The organism is Saccharopolyspora sp. NPDC047091, assembly GCF_040643635.1.
In the GTDB taxonomy this organism is placed as follows: domain Bacteria; phylum Actinomycetota; class Actinomycetes; order Mycobacteriales; family Pseudonocardiaceae; genus Saccharopolyspora_C.
Map to the genome: position 1 here is coordinate 1 of NZ_JBEYUS010000072.1, position 16594 is coordinate 16594.

Below are 16594 nucleotides of genomic sequence, written 5' to 3' on the forward strand. Positions count from 1 at the left end.
CCCGCGCCGTGACGCCCCACCCCGCCGCGCCGGCCGCCCCCCCCGCGGGGGGCACGGCCCCCGCCGCCCGGTGAGCCCCGCTCGGGGGCCCGCGTGCCGCCGAGCGGACGCGGGCACCGCACTCCCCGACGACCGGGCCTCAGAGCAGTCCGGACGGCGCCGCATCCAGGCCGAGCAGCAGGACGCCGTAGTCGTCCTCGACGACATGCGAGGTGAACTGCACGTGCCGCGACCCGACCGCGAAGTCCCGCCAGAACCGCTGCAACGGGTTCGCGGCGTCCAGCCCGCTGGAACCGTGCAGGTCCAGCAGCTCCTCCAGCGCGCCACGGCATTCCCGCACCGCAGTGATCAGATCCATCCGCAACCGGGCCCGCTCCTCGGCGCGGAGGGCCTCGCCGGGCGAGGCGGATTCGAGGGCTTCGGCGACGCCGAGCATCCGCCGGTGCGCGGTGTCGATGCCGTGCGCGGCGACGGCGAGGTTCCTGCGGGCACCGGGCGAATCGGCCATCGACGCGTGCCCCGGGTTCGGCGAGGTGCGCTTGCCGACGACCTCGGTCACCACGTCCAGCGCGCCGCGCGCGGCACCCCACAGCGGGGCGAACAACCCGACCGCGATCGCCAGGTTCGACAGCGCCGCCCCGATCCGCCCCAGATCCAGCAGGTGCGAATCGGGGATCCACACGTCCTCGCCGACGAGGGTGTGGCTGCCGGTGCCGCCCAGCCCCGCCATGTTCCAGTCCCGCTCGACGGTCAGCTCGCGGGTGCGGGCGAACACCGCGGCGGGCTGCGCCGGGCGATCACCCTCGGCGGGCAGCTGCACCGACAGCATCGCCCACTCGGCCAGCTCGCAACCCGACGCGTACGGCCACCGCCCGGAGATGCGCAGCCCGCCAGGCTCGCGGACGGCCGTGCCGGTGCGGGCCGAGGAGCACACCACGTCGTCGACGTCGCGGAACGCGTCCGCGTACGCCTCGTCAGTGGTGCCGATCTGCAGCAGGCTCTTCGCTTCGTAGGTCGTGGCCGCAACCCACGCCGTCGACGGACAGCCCCGCCCGAGCTCGGCCAAGAACCGGACCCGCGTGCTCAGTCCTGCTTCGAGCCCGCCGTCGGCCCGGCGCACGCCCAGGGCGAACGCGCCCGCGGCCCGGGCGGCGGCCGCACTGGCGTCGGTGATCCGCCGATCCCGTTCGGTGGCCGCGGCGTCGACCGCCGCCTGCTTCGCCGCCGTGCGGGCGGCGTCGAGCAGCGGGACGGCCGCGCCGTCGATCATGTCAGTAGTCATGAGCCCGGCAACATTCCATGATCGACATCTATTCCCGGGGGCCGAACCGGCACGGGTACCGCCGTGAACCGGATGCCCCACCTCAGCCCGGTAGCGCCCCGCGCTCGATGCGGTACTGCTCGACCAGCACCTCGTACTCCGCCGGATCACCCGGACGCAGCACCACTTCCCGCCCGGTCAGCGCCCGGACCCGCTCGCCGACCTGCTCGGCGACCTCGCTCGACGCGATGATCGCGACGACCAGGCACTCCCCGGCACCGACATCGCGGACGGTGCACGTCCACGGCACCTCGCACGGACCCCGGTGCTCCCGTTCCGGGCACAGCAGCATCCCGATCGGCTCCTGCCACGCCAACGCCTCCCGCGTCGACGCGCACCCCCGCACGCGCACCTCGTGCACACCCGGCTCTCCCATGCCGACCAGCCTCGGCCATCGCCCCACCGGGAAAATCGGGGATGCCACCGACCCGGCCACCGGGATCGCCCGCCCCGACCCCGATCAGCGCCCCCACACCTCCCGGACGACCTCACCGACGCGGGCTGTTCCCGCTACAGCCATCCGGGACGAACCGCCCAGGACACGTCACCGGCTCCGGGTCCTGGGCACATGACCCTGGACCGGCTCCGGCCGCGAGACCGCGAGCCGGTTGATCCGCCGGTGACAATCGACGGATGGGAACCACCTACGCACGCCTCGACCAGCGATTACGGACGTTCATCGTCGAACAGCCGGTGTTCTTCGTGGCCACCGCACCGCTGTCCGATGACGGGCACGTCAACCTCTCCCCGAAGGGCCGCTCCGGCACCCTCGTCGTCCTCGACGAGCACACCCTCGCCTACCTGGACTTCGGCGGCAGCCACGCCGAGACCATCGCGCACCTGCGGGAGAACGCCCGCATCACCCTGATGTGGTGCGCGTTCACCGGGCCGCCGAAGGTGCTGCGCGTGCACGGCCGCGGCACCCCGATCTTCCGCGACGACCCGCGGTTCGGACCGCTCGTCGAGCACTTCGGCGACGCCGACGCGCCCGGGCTGCGCGCGGTGGTGCTCGTCGACGCCGACCGCATCAGCGACTCCTGCGGGTTCGCCGTCCCGCTGATGGACCACCGCGCGGACCGGGACCTGCACGCCCGGCACTTCGGCCGCAAGACCGACGAGGAGTTCGCCGCCTACTGCGCGGCCAAGGAGCACAACGTCACCAGCATCGACGGCCTGCCCGCCGTGCCGATGCCCCTGCCCCCGCGCGGCTGACCTGCGCCCCGAGGACGACCGGAGGTCCGGGTGCGAGCACTGCTGGCCACGATGGGAAGGCGCGGCGAAGTGCAGCCGCTGCTGGCGCTGGCGCGCGACCTGCTCGACGACGGGCACCGCGCGCAGGTCGCGGTGCCACCGGACTTCCACGACCACGCCGAACGGCTCGGGGTGCCGGTGCTGGCGCTCGGGCCGCCGATGCGCGGGTCCGGCTGGGACCTCAGCACCGATGCCGGTCGGCGCCGCGCCGCCGAGGACACCGTCGCCGCCCAGTTCGCCGTGCTGCCCGCGGCCGCCGCCGGCACCGACGTGCTGGTGGGCACCGGGTCGCTGGCGATCGGCGTGCGCTCGGCCGCCGAACTCGCCGGGAGCCGCTACGTCCACGCGCACTACTGCCCGGCGACGCTGCCGTCCCCGCAGCACCCGCCCGCGCCGTGGCCCGGCCGGCCGCAGCACCCCGCGGGCGGCAACGCGCAGCTGTGGGCCGCCGAGGAACACCGGTGGGACACCACCTGGGGCGCACCGCTGCGCACCCACCGCGCCTCGGCCGGGCTCCCGCCGATCGGCGGCGTGCGCGCCCACGTGTTCGGGGACCGGCCGTGGCTGGCCGCCGACCCGGTGCTCGCCCCGTGACCCGGCGACGACGTGCACCAGACCGGGGCGTGGCTGCCGCCCGAACACCGCCCGCTGCCGCGCGAGGTCGTCGACTTCCTCGCCGCAGGCGACCCACCGGTGCACCTCGGACTCGGCAGCAGGCCCGCCGCCGCGGACGATCTCGCCCGGGTCGCGGTCGAGGCGACCCGCAGGCTCGGGCGCCGCACGATCATCTCCCGCGGCTGGGCCGGGCTCGATCCGCCCGCCGGGGACCACCTCCTCGTCGACGACCTCGACCACCGGACCCTGTTCCCGCGCGTCGCCGCCGTCGTGCACCACGGAGGTGCGGGCACCACCACCGCGGCCGCCCGCGCCGGAGTCCCGCAGGTCCTGCTGCCGGAGGTCTACGACCAGCACTACTGGGCCCGGCGCGTCACCGATCTCGGCCTCGGCGCCGCGCATCCCGGCACACCCACCGCGGACTCCCTCACCGACGCGCTGCGCACCGCGCTCACCTGCGCAGAACGCGCCCGGCACCTCGCCGGCCGGGTCCGCGCCGACGGTGCGCGGATCGCCGCCCGCGACCTCGCCCGGCTGCGGTGCGAGCGCCCTACCGGTCGCCGGTCGTTCCAGGTGGACGTCTGCGCGCCGAGCGGGCGAGGCGCTCGGCGAACGCCTCGACGTGCTCGCGCAGCTCGGCGGGACGTTCGACCGCGAAGGGCAGGTCCAGGGCGGCGAGCACGCCGGGCACCCAGTCGAGCCGCTCCGCCCGCAACTCCACCCGGCACCAGCCCGGCTCGCCCGCGCCCTCCGACACGACCACGAGCCCCGCGGGCAGCCCGCCGCGGACCTGCTCGGCCTCGCCCTGCACCAGCAGCACCACCTCGTGCCGGTGCGGAGCGGTGGCCAGCCCGGTCAGCACCCGCTGCGCCGCATCCACCTCGCCGGGCGGGGCGAACGCGCCGGGCAGCGGCATCGCAGCCGAGATGCGGTCCAGCCGGAAGTTCCGGTCCTCCCCGATCCCCGGAACGGCACCGGTCACGTACCAGCGGCCCGAGTGGGCGACGAGCCCGTACGGGTGCAGGGTCCGCTCGCTGCGCCTGCCGTCGGCGGCCGTGTAGCGGATCGACACCGGCCGGTGGTGGCGCACCGCATCGGCGAGCGCCAGCAGCACCGCGGCCTCCGGCACCGGTGGATCTCCGGCCGGGGCGGTGAAGGCGAGCGCGCCGAGCACCGCGTCGAGCCTGCCCCGCAGCCGCTGCGGCAGCACCCGCCGGATCTTCGCCGCCGCCGTCTCACCCGAGGCGCCCGTGGCCGTGGCCAGCCCGGCCCGGCGTCCGGCGACCAGGCCGAGCAGCACCGCCAGCGCCTCCTCATCGGTGAGCATCAGCGGCGGCAACCGGTGCCCGGCGGCGAGCCGGTAGCCGCCGTAGCGGCCGCGCACCGACTCCACCGGCACCTCCAGGTCCAGCAGGTGATCGACGTAGCGGCGCACCGTGCGCTCGTCCACCCCCAGCCGGTCCGCCAGCTCGCCGACCGGACGGGTCCCGCCCGACTGCAACAGCTCCAGCAGGGCCAGCACGCGGGCGGTGGGTCGAGGCACGTCCGAGATTCTCCCTCCGATACCGGGCGGGTTCCGCCCGGTATCGCTCGTAGCGTGCGGTCGAACGAGCAACCGCCCCCTGGAGGAGCACCCGTGGACTTCGCATCGATCCGCATCATCACCGCCGACGTCGCCCGCCTCGTCGACTTCTACGAGCGCGCCACCGGCATCCCGGCGGCCTGGGCCACCGAGGACTTCGCCGAGATCAACGCCCCCTCGGCGACCCTCGCACTCGCCGGAACCCGCACCGTCCCGCTGTTCGCGCCCGGCTCGGCGCACCCGGGCGAGAACCGCAGCGTCATCATCGAGTTCCTGGTCGCCGACGTGGACGCGGTGCACCGGAACCTGACCAGCCTCGTGACCGAGTTCGTCGCCGAACCGACCACGATGCCCTGGGGCAACCGGTCGCTGCTGTTCCGCGACCCCGACGGCAACCTCGTCAACTTCTTCACCCCCGTCACCCCGGCGGCGATCGCGAAGTTCGCCCGCTGATCGCATGACCGGGTTCACCGCACCCGGGGCGCGGTCCTGAGTAGGTTCGGGGACATGGACGCCGAGGAACCCAGCCGGACCGCGCTCGCGACCGCCCGCGCCCGCGCCTACCACCAGGTCGCCGACCGGCCGCTGATCCTCACCGACCCGGTCGCGGGCCCACTGGTCGGCATCACCGACGAGGAGCTCGCCGCCTACGCCGAGCCCGCCGAGGACCGCCCCGACAGCCGGCCGCGACGCCTGTTCTTCGCCGCCCGCGCCCGCTTCGCCGAGGACCGCGTGGCCGCGGCCGCCGCAACCGGCGTCCGGCAGGTCGTGGTCCTCGGCGCGGGCCTGGACACCTTCGCCTACCGCAACCCGCACCCCGGGCTGCACGTGTTCGAAGTCGACCACCCGGCCACCCAGGCGTGGAAGCGCAGGCGCCTCACCGAGGCCGGGATCGAGCGGCCCGACACCATGACCTTCGTGCCCGTCGACTTCGAAACCGACGCGCTCGCCGCCGAACTGGCCGCCGCCGGGTTCGACCGGGACGAACCCGCCGTGTTCGTCTGGCTCGGCGTCGTGTTCTACCTGAGCCCGGACTCCGCGCGCGACACCCTCGCCTACGTCGCCGGTCAAGCCCGGCCCGTCGATGTCATCTTCGACTACCTGCGACCGGCCGAGGACGATGCCGAACGCGCGCGGCTGCGGCAGCGCGCCGAACGGGTCGCCGCCCTCGGTGAACCCTGGCACAGCCTGTTCACCCCGGAGGACATCGCCGGGCAGCTGCACGACCTCGGGTTCACCGAGGTCGAGGACCACTCCGCCACCGAACTCGTCGCCGGATACCTCGGCGGATCGGGGGAGTTCGACGGGGAACCGCCCCGGGCGCTGCGCGCCAGCCGCATCCTGCGCGCCCGCCGCTGAGCATTCCCCGAGCCCACCGCGCTCGGTCCCGCCTCCCGAACCGCGCTAACATTAAGGAACAAGTTCGTCTCTTAATCGGAGGGTTGGTCTCCGTGCCGCGCAATCGCATCGATGTGCACGCCCACTACCTCGGCGGATCCATCGCCGAGCTGTTCCGCTCCGGGCTGCGCATCGCGGGTGGCTACCGGGTCGACGTGGACTGGTCCCCGGACGCCGCCATCGCCTTCATGGACCGCCACGACATCGCCGCCCAAGTGCTGTCCGTGCCCGCGACCTTCGCCGGCGGCACCGGCGACACCGGACTCGCCCGCGCCGTCAACGAGGAGTACGCCGAGATCATCGCCGCGCACCCGGACCGCTTCGGCGCCTTCGCCGCCCTCCCGAGCAGCAGCACCGACGCGGCGCTGGCCGAACTCGAACACGCCCTGGACGTGCTGCACCTGGACGGCGTGCTGCTCAACTCCAACACCGGCGGGCACTACTTCGGCTCCGAGCAGTACGCACCGCTGCTCGCCGAACTCGAACGCCGCCGGGTCCCGGCGTTCCTGCACCCCGCCGACAGCCCCGTCATCGTCGACCACCTCGGGCTCGGGCGGCCCAGCTCGGTCTGCGAATTCACCTTCGACACCGCTCGCACCATCATCGACGGGATCTACCGCGGCGCGTTCCGCCGCCACCCCGAGCTCACCCTGATCCTCGCGCACTGCGGCGGACCGCTGCCCACCCTCGGCTGGCGCATCGCCGAGCACAGCGAGATGGGCATGGGACCCGACGACGACCACGAGGTCGGACCCGAGCACATCCGGACCGCGCTCGGCGCGCTGTACTACGAGACCGCCCTGGCGGGCAGCCGCAACTCGCTGCTGCCGACCCTGGAGGTCACCGGCACCGACCACATCCTGTTCGGCACCGACTGGCCCGCCGCGCCCGAGACCAACGGGGCCCGCAACACCGCGAACCTCACCGGATTCGGCTTCTCCGACGACGAGCTCGCCGCCATCGAACGCGGCAACGCCGCCCGGCTGTTCCCGCGGCTCGCCTGAACCGGCCACCACCGCCGGATAATTTCGTCACCGTGACTGAAATAGATCATGTCCCAGGTGCCGCGAAGATCGTCGCCGACCGGCCCGCGCCCGGCTCCGGCGCGACCTCGGCGTGACCCCGGCCCGGTAACTTGACCGCCCGCCGGGGAACACCCGGCGACCGGATACCGCCGAGGAGGACACCGTGCCGCGCAACCTCGATCGACCAGTGGCTGCGCGGTGATCGGCCTCCCCACGATCCTCGCGCTGGCCCTGCTGGGCCTCGCGGGCGGCATCGGCATCACCGCCCTCGGCCCCGGCGGCGTGCTGCCCACCATCGGGCTGTTCGCACTCACCACCCTGACCCCGGCCGAAGTCGCCGGCACCGCCATCGCCACCCACATCGCCACCGGCGCCCTCGGTACCGCCGCCTACACCCGGTCCGGGCAGCTGCGCGAACCCGAGACCCGCCGCACCGCGCTGCTGCTGGCGGGCACCGCCGTGCTCGGCACCCCGATCGGCGTGCAGCTCAACACCCTCGTGTCCCAGCGCGCCTTCGGGATCGTGCTCGCCGTGCTGGTCACCGCTGTGGCCGGACTGGTGTGGTTCCGCGAACGCCGCACCCCCACCCGGACCCGTGCGCACCCGCCGGTGGCCGCCGTGGTCGCGCTCGGGCTGGCCGTGGCGATCGCCTCGGGCATCGTCGGCATCGGCGGGCCGATGCTCACCGTCCCACTGCTGATCGCGCTGCGCGTGCCGGTGCTCGAAGCGCTGGCCGCCGCCCAAGCGCAGTCGATCGTCATCGCGAGCGTCGGCACCATCGGCTACCTCGCCCACGGCGCCATCGACTGGCCGCTGGCCGCGATCGTCGGCGTGCCGGAACTGCTCGGCGTGCTGCTCGGCTGGAAGATCGCCCGCGCACTGCCCACCCGCACCCTCACGTACGCGCTGATCATCACCCTGCTCGCGCTCGCGCCCTACCTGGCGCTGCACGGCTGATCACCGCAGCCAGCCCCGGTGCAGCGCCGGGGACAACTCGTGCGCCGCCGACTGGGCGAGGTCCTCGGCGTCGTGCAGGTAGCCCTCGGTGGTCGACAGCGCCGCATGCCCCAGGTCGTGCTGCACCTGGCGGGGCTCGGCACCGCGGGTGATGGCGTGCGTGGCGTAGGAGTGCCGCGCCGAATGCGGGTGGATCGTCTCCCGCAACGGGCCCAGGTGCGCCGCGACCAGCGACGCCTGCTCACCGTCGAGCACCTCCCGCAACCGCCGGGACCGCGGCGGCGCCGCATCCGGGGCGGGGGCGAACGTCGCGCACAACCGCCGCAGCAACGCCTGCACGTGCGACACGTGCACCCGCCGGCCTGTCGAGGTCACGAACATCGGTTCCGGCGCGCGCAGCCCCGGCTGCCCGCGCAGCGCCGGGACCTGCGGCGCGGTCCGCACCCGCAGGTAGTCCTCCACCGCATCCGCCACCGGTGCCGCCAGCGCCACCCGACGGTCCTTCGCGCCCTTGCCGTGCACCCGCAGCGCGGCAGGACCACCCGCGGCGGGACGGTGGTAGTCGTCCAGGTTCACCCCGACCAGCTCCTCCGCGCGCACCCCGGTGCCGATGAGCACCTCCACCATCGCCCGGTCCCGCGGCCCGTTGCGGTGCCGGTCCGCCAGCAGGTGCGCGGCCAGCAGCAACGCCCGGCACGCCTCGAACGACCACATCGCCGTCTGCGACGGGGTCGAACCGGACCGGTTGAGGTGCTGGGCGGAGCGGTCCACCAGCGCGGCCGGGTTGTGCTCGGCGAGGCCTTCCCGCAGCAGGTACTTCTGGTAGAACGCCGAGACCGCCGAGAGCATCCGCGCCCGGGTCGCGTCCCGGTACCCGACCTGGGCGAGTTCCTCCAGCCAGCGCTCCACGTGCTGCACCCGCACCTCGGCGAACGAGCCGAAGTCCTGGCGCACGCACCAGTGCAGCCACTCCAACCCGGTCGGCTCGCTGCGCCGGGCCCGCCCGCGGCGGCGTCCCGGCTCGGGCGCGGTGTAGCCGGGCACCCAGTCCAGCGGGATGCCGAGATCGGTGGCGTAGGCGATGCGGGTGTTCAGCGAGGCGTAGACGCGCAGGAACTCCGCGAAGCGCTCCGGGCCCGGCGTGCCGGTCGGCTCCTGGCGGGTGGCCACCTCGGTCATGCGTCTCCCCTGCTTTCCGCGGATCCCCCATTTTTCGGGGGTCGACTCCGCCCCTGATCGTGTCCGATTTGCCGTATTGCACGGCCGTTCCGGCGTTGTCCCGCCGCAAGATCAGAGTATATCCATAATCCTGGTTATCCATATGAACTCGCCCGGGGTTCCTGCGCAAGCTGGTTTTGGTTAGATAAGTCGAACCCGATGTTAGAGTTTTACAATCAAAACCAGCCGGACGAAGGAGTGCAGGTCAACGTGAGCGAAGTGGCGGCGACCCCCGAAGCGGACGAGAGCGCGGAGCGGTCCGACACCCGGACACCCCCGACCCGCCGCGGCAGCCGTGACGAACGACGGGAAGCGACCCTGCGCGCCCTCGCCGCCGGGCAGGACGCCGCCTGCGCCTACTGCGGCGAACCGCTCCCGCCGCTGCCCCCGCGCGGCGGACGACCCACCCCCTACTGCGCCCCCGACCCCGACCGCTACGGGCAGTGGGGCGCCAAGACGATCAGCTGCGCCATGCTCGACGAGCAGCGCGAGATCTGGACCCGGGTCTACGGCCCCGACCAGCCCATGACCCACCTCGACGTGCACGCCCTCGACGACCGGCTCACCGCCCTGACCGGAGTGCTCGACCCGGTGCGCACCGAGATCGCCGCGCTGCAGCAGCACGCCACCGAACAGCTCGCCACCGCGCTCACCGCCCGCTCCACCGCCGAAGCCGACCGGGACGACGCGCTGGAGAAGTCCCGCGCCGCCGAGCACGACCGCGACCGCGCCCGCACCGAAACCGCCGAAGCCCGCGAACAGGTGGCGACCGCCCGTGCCGCGCAGGAGGCCGCCGAAGCCGAACGCGACGAAGCCGTGCAGGAGCGCGACGCCGCCTGCGCCGACCGCGACGCCGCGCGCCGCGACAGCACCCGGGCGCAAGCCGACCGGCACACCGCGCTCGCCCAAGCCGCCGCCGCCCAGCAGCACATCACCGAGCTCAACGACGCCCGCGCCACCGAACGCGCCACCGCCCTCGACGAACAGGAACGGCTCCGCCGCGAAGCCGACGAAGACCGGCAGCGCCTGCGCGACGAACTCGACCGGCACTGGCGACAGCAGCTGGCCGAGCAGGAAGCCGAGCTCACCCGGCAGCTCACCGCCACCCGCGAAGCCGCCGACACCCGCGCCGCCGAACTCACCGACCGGCTCACCGAAGCCACCCGCACCTACGCCGCCGGCCTCGCCCCGCTGCACCAGGAACTCGCCGCCGAACGCGCCGCGCACGCCGAGCAGCACGCGGCCGCGGCCACTGCCCGCCGCGAGCACGAGGAATTCCGCGCGGCCCTGCGCCAGTCCCTCACCACCGAACCCGCCGGCGAGCTGCCCGCACGGGTGCGCGCCCTGCTCGGGCAGGACGCGGACTCCGCGGAGACCACCGGCTGAGCACGGCGGCGAATCCCCGCGATCGGCTTCGGCGACCGGGCTCGCATCGCTACGTTGCGGGAGACGACGGGAGATCACCCGATCTTTTCGTCACCGTGCTGAAAGTCGCGGGTGTTTGGGGACCAGCGCGGAAACGATCATTGTCGGGCCATCCGCCCCCTCGACAGGCGACGAAGGAGCCGCACCCATGAAGTTGATCAGCGCGGACCGGATGCTGCCGGGACCGGCCGGGGACTGCGTCGACGACGGCGCCGTCCTGGTCGACGGTGCCCGGATCGCCGCCGTCGGCCCGCGCGAGCAGCTGCGCCACCGGGAGCACGCCGAACACGAGCACTTTCCCGGCGCCACCCTGCTGCCCGGGCTGATCAACGCCCACGTGCACCTGGTCTTCGACGACACCGCGCCCGACTCGGCCACCCTGGTCGAACGGGTCCGCACCGCCTCCGACGACGAGCTGCGCGCGCAGGCGGCCGAACACGCGCGGCAGGCGCTGCGCTCCGGGGTGACCACGCTGCGGGACTGCGGCGACCGCGGCGGGATCACCGCGCGGCTGCGCGACGACATCGCCGCGGGCCACCTCCCGGGCCCGCGGCTGATCACGACCGGTCCGCCGCTGACCGTGCCGGCCGGGCACTGCTGGTTCCTCGGTGGCGCCGCCGGGACCGATGCGGAGCTGCGCGAACAGGTGCGGCGCAACGCCCGGCTCGGCGTGGACATGATCAAGGTGATGGCCTCGGGCGGGCAGATCACCCCCGGATCAGCGCCGAGCTGGCAGTCCCAGTTCGACCGCGACCGGCTGCGCCTCGTCGTCGCCGAAGCCGAGCACCGCGGCCTGCCGGTCGCCGCGCACGCCCACGGCACCACCGCGATTCGGGACGCCGTGGCCGCGGGCGTGCACACCGTCGAGCACTGCTCGTGGATGACCGGCCCCGGCGAGGTGCACCGCGACGCGGCGACCGCTGCGGAGATGGCCGCGCGCGGCGTGCACGCGTGCACGGCCTCCTCCCGCAACTGGCGGCGGATCATCGACTCGCTGCCACCGGAGGTCGCCGACCGGGTCTACGGCCGGTTGCCGTGGCTGGCCGAGCGCGGCGTCGGCCTGATCACCGGCACCGACGCGGGCCTGCCGTCCAGCCCGTTCGACGACCTGGCCGGGGCGCTGGAGCTCTACGTCCACCTCGGGTTCACCGCCGAGCACGTCGTCGAGATGGCGACCACGACGAGCGCGGCCGCACTCGGGCTGGGCGAGGTGACCGGCCGGCTCGCTCCCGGGCTGGACGCGGACCTGCTCGTCGTCGACGGCGATCCGCGCACCGGCGTCGCCGCGCTGGGAGCGGTGCGCGCCGTGCTCGCCCGGGGCGCGGCGGTCGGCTGAACCTCAGCTCACGTCGAGGACCGCTTTGCCGTGCAGCTCGCGGTCGCGCAGCTTCGCGGTGGCCTCCCCGACCCGCGCCCAGTCGCCGCGCCAGGAGATCTCCGGGTGCAGCCGGCCGGTGGCGACCTGCTCGGCCAGCCAGGTCAGGTCCGCGCCCAGCCCGGATTCGGCGGGCATGAAGAACGTGACCAGGTGGCGATCGTCGTTGCCGGGGGCGCCGAACAGCTCGCCGAACGGGAAGTGCTCGGCCGCGCCGGTGGTGTGCCCGACGGCGACCAGCGTGCCACCCGCGTGCAGCCGGCGGAACGCGCTGACCAGCTGCGGTCCGCCGACGTTGTCGACCACGCCGTGCACGGGCTCGGCGAGCTCGTCGGGTCCGCTGATCACGTCGTGGGCGCCGAGGGCGCGCAGTTCCTCGCCGTGGGCGGCGGTGTCGCGGGTGGAGGCGATCACGTGCGCCCCGCCGAGGCGGGCGAGTTCGACCGCGTAGCGCCCGACCCCGCCGGTGGCGCCGGTGACCAGCACCCGCCTGCCGAGGATGGGCCCGAGCCTGCGCAGGGCGCGCAGCGCGCTGGCCCCGGCGACCGGGACGGTGCTGAGCACGCCGAGGTCGGCGCCCGCGGGCGCGGTGCCGATCGTGTCGGTGTCGACGGCGCGCAGCTCGGCCCAGCCGCCCTGCATGGCCATGGTGACCACCGGGGTGCCCGCGGCCGGTCCGGAGCCGTCGGCGGCGGCGCGTTCGACGACGCCCGCCGCGTCCCAGCCCAGCAGCGTGCCGTCGGGCGAGCCGGGCAGCAGGTCGGTGACCTCGCCGTAGTTCAGCGAGATCGCCGAGACGCGCACCAGCGCCTGGTTCGGCGCCGGTGCGGGATCGGCGACGTGGTCGAGCCGCAGCCCGGAGGGTGCGGAGTGGTCGACGAGCAGTGCACGCATGTTGCTGGGCCTTTCACCTGGTGGGAGTCGCCGCGCGAACGCGACCACCCAGTTATGCCACTGAGTGGCACATGGCGTCAAGGGGCGATCGGCGGGCCCCGAAAATCCGTCGCACCCCCGATCGCCGCATGACAGCATCACCCGCATGCCCGAAGCCCTGACCGCCCGGCAGCGCGCCGACCGCACCGCCCGCGCCCTCGCCGCCGCCACCGCCGCGGGCCGCGAGCTCGGACTGGACGTCTCCGCGGCGACCGTGCTGCACGACGTGTTCTCCGTCGTCGTGCACCTCGCGCCGTCCCCCGTCGTGGTCCGGGTGCCGACCGTGCTGCCCCGCGGCACCCGCGTGGAGGACCAGGCCGCCCAGCAGCGCATCGAGCTCGACGTCGTCGCCTGGCTCGCCGAGCAGGGCGTGCCCGTCGTCGCCCCGAGCCCCTCGTGCCCCGCGAACCCCTGCGTCGCGACGGGTTCTCCATGACCTGCTGGCAGCACGTCGAGCACGACACCACCGCCGAACCGGACTACACCGCCCGCTGCGGCCTGGTCGCCGACCTGCACCTGGCGCTCCGCGACTACCCCGGCGCACTCCCGTTCCTCGACTCGGCGGCACCCGACATGATCAGCGGCGGGCTCGCCGACCTCGCCGAGTCGCCCGAGCTGATCACCCCCGCCGACCTGGACCGCGCCCGCCGCGAATGGGACGTGCTCGCACCACTGGTGCGCTCCCGCACCGCGTTCGAGGCGGCGTTCCCCGGCATCGACGTCCAGCCGATCCACGGCGACGCGCCCGCCGTCAACATCCTCACCACGCCCGGCGGTGACCTGTTCGCCGACTTCGAACTCGCCACCGCCGGCCCCGTCGAGTGGGACTTGGCGTTCCTGGGCGCCGAAGGCGAAGCGGTCTACGACGCCGCGGCCGCCGAGCTCGGCCTGCGCACCCTCGACGCACGGGTCCTGCGGTTGGTCAACGCGATCGGGATGCTGCGCTCGGTGGCCTGCCTCGCCCTCGCCCCGCAGCTGCCGATGCTCGCCGAGGCCGTCGCCCCGGCGCTCGACGGCTGGCGGGCCGGACCGTTCGCCGGTGGGCTCGACGGCTGAACGCCACCGGGTGCCCGATGCCCTCCGGTGGCGTTCACCCCTGGGACGACCCGCGGCGTAGGCTCGGCCGCATGCCCGAGGCCACCGCAGGATCGCTGCGCGAGCGCAAGAAGCAGCGCACCCGCCAAGAGCTCATCGACACCGCGCTGGAGCTGTTCACCGAACGCGGCTTCGACGCGGTCACCCTCGACGAGCTGTGCGCCGCCGTCGAAGTCTCCAAGCGCACCTTCTTCCGCTACTTCACCAGCAAGGAAGACGTCGCCATGTCCCCGGCCCAGGACATGTGGCTGGCGCTGATCGAACGGCTGCGCACCGGCGAACCCGAGCCGGGCCGCGCCCTGCTCGACTCGGTGCAGGACGACCTGCTGGCCACCGTGGCGGACATGCCCGCGGAGTGGGCGCAGCGCACCCTCGCCGCGCACCGGCTCACCGCCACCACCCCGGCGATGAACGGGCACAACCTGCACTTCTGCGACCGCACCACCCGCACCATCCGGGACGTCCTCGGCGCGCGGTTCGCCATCCCCGACGACACCACCGACCCGCGGCCGCGGATCGCCCTCGACGTGCTGATCTCCGCGACCCGCTGCGCGCACGACACGTGGGCCGCGGCCGGCACCGGGACCCACGAGGAGCTTCTCACCCACCTGCGGACCGCGTTCGCCGCGATCCCCGGTGCGCTGACCTGCGCCCCGCACGCGCGAGACTGAGCCAGATGCCCGGCCGAGACCTCGCATCGCGGTGGTTCTTCGGCCTGGTCGTGCTGCTGTCGCTGCCGTTCTGGGTGCTCGGCGCTCTCGCAGGCCCGGTCCCCGGCTTGCCGATGGGGATCCCGGTCAGCGCCCTCATGTTCATCGTCCCCGGTGCGGTCGCGCTGCTGCTCGCGGCCCGGGACGGCACCGCCCGCGCACTGCTCGCCCGGTTGCGGCCGAGCCGGGTCGGCCTGGTCTGGTGCGCCGGGTCGGCGCTGCTGATCTCCGCGCTGGTCCTCGGCTCGTGCACCGCGCTGCGGGTGGTGCTGCCGCTGCCGCCGCTCGGGCTGCCGTGGTCGTCGCTGCCGGTGCTGGTCGTGCTGTTCCTGCTGGCGGCCACCGGGGAGGAACTGGGCTGGACCGGGTACGCCTACGCCCGCTCCAGCGGATCGTGGACCTTCGCGCTGGGACTGGGCGCGTTCTGGGCCGGGTGGCACGTGATCCCGCTGGTGCAGGCCGGGCGCGGCGCGGGGTGGATCGTCGCGTGGTTCGCGGGCACCGTCGCGCTGCGGGTGCTGCTGTGCCGGATCTACGACGCCTCCGGGGCGGTGCTGCCGACCGCGATCACCGGGCACGCCGCGGTGAACGTGGCGAGCTCCGCGCTGCCGCACTACGACTCGGCCGCCGTGGCCGCGGCCGTCGCCGTCGGGTTCGTGGTCGCCGCGAGCGTGGCGGTGCCGCTGGGGCGAGCGCGCTGATCCTCGTCGTTCCGCGGTGTTCGCGGCAGCCTGGCACTTAGGGTGAGCGGATGTCGTCGATCAAGCAGGTCCAGGTCACCTTCGACTGCGCCGAACCGGAACGCCTCGCCCGGTTCTGGTGCGAGGTGCTGGGCTACGTCGTGCCGCCACCGCCGGAGGGCTTCGCGAGCTGGGCGGACTACGACCGGACGCTGCCGCCGGAACGGCAGGGCGCCGGGTTCGTGTGCCGGGATCCCGAAGGCAAGGTCGTCAAGAACCGGGTGCACCTGGACGTGCGCGTCGGAACCGGCCTGGTCGGCGCGGAGCGCGTCGCCGCGCTGGAAGCCGAATGCGCGCGGCTGGTCGCGCTCGGCGCGGAGCGGGTGCGGCTGCTCGTCGCCGACGAGTACGACGAGTCCTGCCTGCTGATGCAGGACGTCGAGGGCAACGAGTTCTGCCTGGACTGATCGCGGATCAGCCGCGGCCCGCGGGGAACCGGGTGGTGCCGCGGAGGAACCGGGTGATCCGCTGCCACCGCCCGGCCGGCGGTTCGGGGCGGACCGGCGCGGCCGGAGCGGAGGTGCGGGCCTGCGCGCGCCGCTCGCGCCAGTCGGCGACGAGCTCCTCCACCTGCACCAGGCCCAGCGGAACCTGCGGCCCGGTCGGAGTGCGCAGCCACGCCAGGATGCGCCGGTTGAGCTCCGCGGCCGCGTCCCGCACCGCCTGCTCGGTCGGCAGCTGCCGCACCTCGCTGCGGAGGCGTTCGGCCTCCTTGCGCAGTTGCAGCGGTGTCGGCAGCAGCGCCTCCCGGGACAAGCCCTCCCGGTCGACGTAGCCGCGGACCCACCACAGCTCGTCGTGCGGCTCGCCCGCCCCGGGCAGCGGGCGGCCCAGGCCGTCGAGGTCCTCGAAGTCGCCGCGTTCCTGGGCGACGCGGATCTGCCGTTCGATCCACGTCTCGAACGTCGTGCCGTGCGGTTTGCGCTCGGTCATGTCGCCCTCCCGGCTT

General features: G+C 74.2%; 19 protein-coding genes and 1 pseudogene. 14 read left to right on the plus strand and 6 right to left on the minus strand.

Going from position 1 to position 16594, the window contains the following annotated elements:
• Positions 1-139: 139 nt before the first annotated feature.
• Entirely contained in the window at positions 140-1282 is a 1143-nt protein-coding gene (locus ABZ805_RS24315) for an acyl-CoA dehydrogenase family protein (RefSeq protein ID WP_358444574.1), read from the minus strand.
• Positions 1283-1364: 82 nt separating this feature from the next.
• Positions 1365-1697 (minus strand): hypothetical protein, encoded by a 333-nt coding sequence (locus ABZ805_RS24320; protein ID WP_358444577.1) that lies wholly within the window; start codon positions 1695-1697, stop codon positions 1365-1367.
• 257 nt (positions 1698-1954) lie between these two features.
• On the opposite strand from ABZ805_RS24320, the gene ABZ805_RS24325 reads away from it, so the two are divergent.
• The 3 genes and pseudogenes from ABZ805_RS24325 to ABZ805_RS24335 all read left to right on the plus strand — a co-directional run.
• A complete protein-coding gene (locus tag ABZ805_RS24325) occupies positions 1955-2533 on the plus strand; it encodes a pyridoxamine 5'-phosphate oxidase family protein (RefSeq protein ID WP_358444580.1) in 579 nt (192 codons plus the stop codon).
• Positions 2534-2563: 30 nt separating this feature from the next.
• Entirely contained in the window at positions 2564-3166 is a 603-nt protein-coding gene (locus ABZ805_RS24330) for a hypothetical protein (protein WP_358444583.1), read from the plus strand.
• 99 nt (positions 3167-3265) lie between these two features.
• Positions 3266-3676, plus strand: a pseudogene (locus tag ABZ805_RS24335) (nucleotide disphospho-sugar-binding domain-containing protein); the annotation flags it as partial.
• 61 nt (positions 3677-3737) lie between these two features.
• On the opposite strand, the gene ABZ805_RS24340 reads toward ABZ805_RS24335, so the two are convergent.
• Positions 3738-4730 (minus strand): WYL domain-containing protein, encoded by a 993-nt coding sequence (locus ABZ805_RS24340; RefSeq protein ID WP_358444585.1) that lies wholly within the window; start codon positions 4728-4730, stop codon positions 3738-3740.
• A 93-nt stretch (positions 4731-4823) separates the two neighbouring features.
• On the opposite strand from ABZ805_RS24340, the gene ABZ805_RS24345 reads away from it, so the two are divergent.
• The 4 genes from ABZ805_RS24345 to ABZ805_RS24360 all read left to right on the plus strand — a co-directional run bounded on the left by ABZ805_RS24345 (position 4824) and on the right by ABZ805_RS24360 (position 8149).
• Complete coding sequence (locus tag ABZ805_RS24345; protein WP_358444588.1) at positions 4824-5222, plus strand: VOC family protein; 399 nt, start codon at positions 4824-4826, stop codon at positions 5220-5222.
• A gap of 54 nt (positions 5223-5276) precedes the next feature.
• Complete coding sequence (locus ABZ805_RS24350; protein ID WP_358444591.1) at positions 5277-6128, plus strand: class I SAM-dependent methyltransferase; 852 nt, start codon at positions 5277-5279, stop codon at positions 6126-6128.
• 92 nt (positions 6129-6220) lie between these two features.
• A complete protein-coding gene (locus ABZ805_RS24355; protein ID WP_358444594.1) occupies positions 6221-7171 on the plus strand; it encodes an amidohydrolase family protein in 951 nt (316 codons plus the stop codon).
• Positions 7172-7390: 219 nt separating this feature from the next.
• Positions 7391-8149 carry a sulfite exporter TauE/SafE family protein gene (locus ABZ805_RS24360; RefSeq protein ID WP_358444597.1) on the plus strand — a complete coding sequence of 253 codons (759 nt, stop codon included), beginning with the start codon at positions 7391-7393 and terminating at the stop codon, positions 8147-8149.
• Here ABZ805_RS24360 and ABZ805_RS24365 read toward each other — a convergent pair whose 3' ends face one another.
• Complete coding sequence (locus ABZ805_RS24365) at positions 8150-9328, minus strand: tyrosine-type recombinase/integrase (RefSeq protein ID WP_358444600.1); 1179 nt, start codon at positions 9326-9328, stop codon at positions 8150-8152.
• 249 nt (positions 9329-9577) lie between these two features.
• Here ABZ805_RS24365 and ABZ805_RS24370 point away from each other — a divergent pair, with 249 nt between their 5' ends.
• On the plus strand, positions 9578-10753 hold the full coding sequence (locus ABZ805_RS24370) for a hypothetical protein (protein WP_358444603.1): 1176 nt from the start codon (positions 9578-9580) through the stop codon (positions 10751-10753).
• A gap of 187 nt (positions 10754-10940) precedes the next feature.
• Entirely contained in the window at positions 10941-12128 is a 1188-nt protein-coding gene (locus tag ABZ805_RS24375; RefSeq protein WP_358444606.1) for an amidohydrolase family protein, read from the plus strand.
• Between the two features lie 3 nt (positions 12129-12131).
• Here ABZ805_RS24375 and ABZ805_RS24380 read toward each other — a convergent pair whose 3' ends face one another.
• The gene (locus ABZ805_RS24380; protein WP_358444613.1) at positions 12132-13061 is read right to left on the minus strand and encodes a zinc-binding dehydrogenase; all 930 of its coding nucleotides are present in this window, start codon (positions 13059-13061) and stop codon (positions 12132-12134) included.
• Between the two features lie 145 nt (positions 13062-13206).
• On the opposite strand from ABZ805_RS24380, the gene ABZ805_RS24385 reads away from it, so the two are divergent.
• From ABZ805_RS24385 to ABZ805_RS24405, 5 genes are all read left to right on the plus strand, one after another.
• Entirely contained in the window at positions 13207-13536 is a 330-nt protein-coding gene (locus ABZ805_RS24385) for a hypothetical protein (RefSeq protein ID WP_358444616.1), read from the plus strand.
• Complete coding sequence (locus tag ABZ805_RS24390) at positions 13533-14156, plus strand: phosphotransferase (protein ID WP_358444619.1); 624 nt, start codon at positions 13533-13535, stop codon at positions 14154-14156. Before ABZ805_RS24385 ends, ABZ805_RS24390 begins: the two co-directional genes overlap by 4 nt.
• A 71-nt stretch (positions 14157-14227) precedes the next feature.
• Positions 14228-14866, plus strand: a complete 639-nt coding sequence (locus ABZ805_RS24395; RefSeq protein ID WP_358444622.1) for a TetR family transcriptional regulator — start codon at positions 14228-14230, stop codon at positions 14864-14866.
• A 5-nt stretch (positions 14867-14871) separates the two neighbouring features.
• The gene (locus ABZ805_RS24400; RefSeq protein WP_358444625.1) at positions 14872-15606 is read left to right on the plus strand and encodes a CPBP family glutamic-type intramembrane protease; all 735 of its coding nucleotides are present in this window, start codon (positions 14872-14874) and stop codon (positions 15604-15606) included.
• Between the two features lie 50 nt (positions 15607-15656).
• Complete coding sequence (locus ABZ805_RS24405) at positions 15657-16052, plus strand: VOC family protein (protein ID WP_358444628.1); 396 nt, start codon at positions 15657-15659, stop codon at positions 16050-16052.
• Between the two features lie 7 nt (positions 16053-16059).
• Here ABZ805_RS24405 and ABZ805_RS24410 read toward each other — a convergent pair whose 3' ends face one another.
• Complete coding sequence (locus ABZ805_RS24410) at positions 16060-16578, minus strand: DUF1992 domain-containing protein (RefSeq protein WP_358444631.1); 519 nt, start codon at positions 16576-16578, stop codon at positions 16060-16062.
• Positions 16579-16594 lie beyond the last annotated feature (16 nt).

Coding starts and splice junctions, on each gene's coding strand:
- ABZ805_RS24315 (WP_358444574.1), bottom strand. CDS start 1,282: ATGACTACTGACATGATCGACGGCGCGGCCGTCCCGCTGCTCGACGCC.
- ABZ805_RS24320 (WP_358444577.1), bottom strand. CDS start 1,697: ATGGGAGAGCCGGGTGTGCACGAGGTGCGCGTGCGGGGGTGCGCGTCG.
- ABZ805_RS24325 (WP_358444580.1), top strand. CDS start 1,955: ATGGGAACCACCTACGCACGCCTCGACCAGCGATTACGGACGTTCATC.
- ABZ805_RS24350 (WP_358444591.1), top strand. CDS start 5,277: ATGGACGCCGAGGAACCCAGCCGGACCGCGCTCGCGACCGCCCGCGCC.
- ABZ805_RS24365 (WP_358444600.1), bottom strand. CDS start 9,328: ATGACCGAGGTGGCCACCCGCCAGGAGCCGACCGGCACGCCGGGCCCG.
- ABZ805_RS24375 (WP_358444606.1), top strand. CDS start 10,941: ATGAAGTTGATCAGCGCGGACCGGATGCTGCCGGGACCGGCCGGGGAC.
- ABZ805_RS24380 (WP_358444613.1), bottom strand. CDS start 13,061: ATGCGTGCACTGCTCGTCGACCACTCCGCACCCTCCGGGCTGCGGCTC.
- ABZ805_RS24385 (WP_358444616.1), top strand. CDS start 13,207: ATGCCCGAAGCCCTGACCGCCCGGCAGCGCGCCGACCGCACCGCCCGC.
- ABZ805_RS24390 (WP_358444619.1), top strand. CDS start 13,533: ATGACCTGCTGGCAGCACGTCGAGCACGACACCACCGCCGAACCGGAC.
- ABZ805_RS24395 (WP_358444622.1), top strand. CDS start 14,228: ATGCCCGAGGCCACCGCAGGATCGCTGCGCGAGCGCAAGAAGCAGCGC.
- ABZ805_RS24400 (WP_358444625.1), top strand. CDS start 14,872: ATGCCCGGCCGAGACCTCGCATCGCGGTGGTTCTTCGGCCTGGTCGTG.
- ABZ805_RS24405 (WP_358444628.1), top strand. CDS start 15,657: ATGTCGTCGATCAAGCAGGTCCAGGTCACCTTCGACTGCGCCGAACCG.
- ABZ805_RS24410 (WP_358444631.1), bottom strand. CDS start 16,578: ATGACCGAGCGCAAACCGCACGGCACGACGTTCGAGACGTGGATCGAA.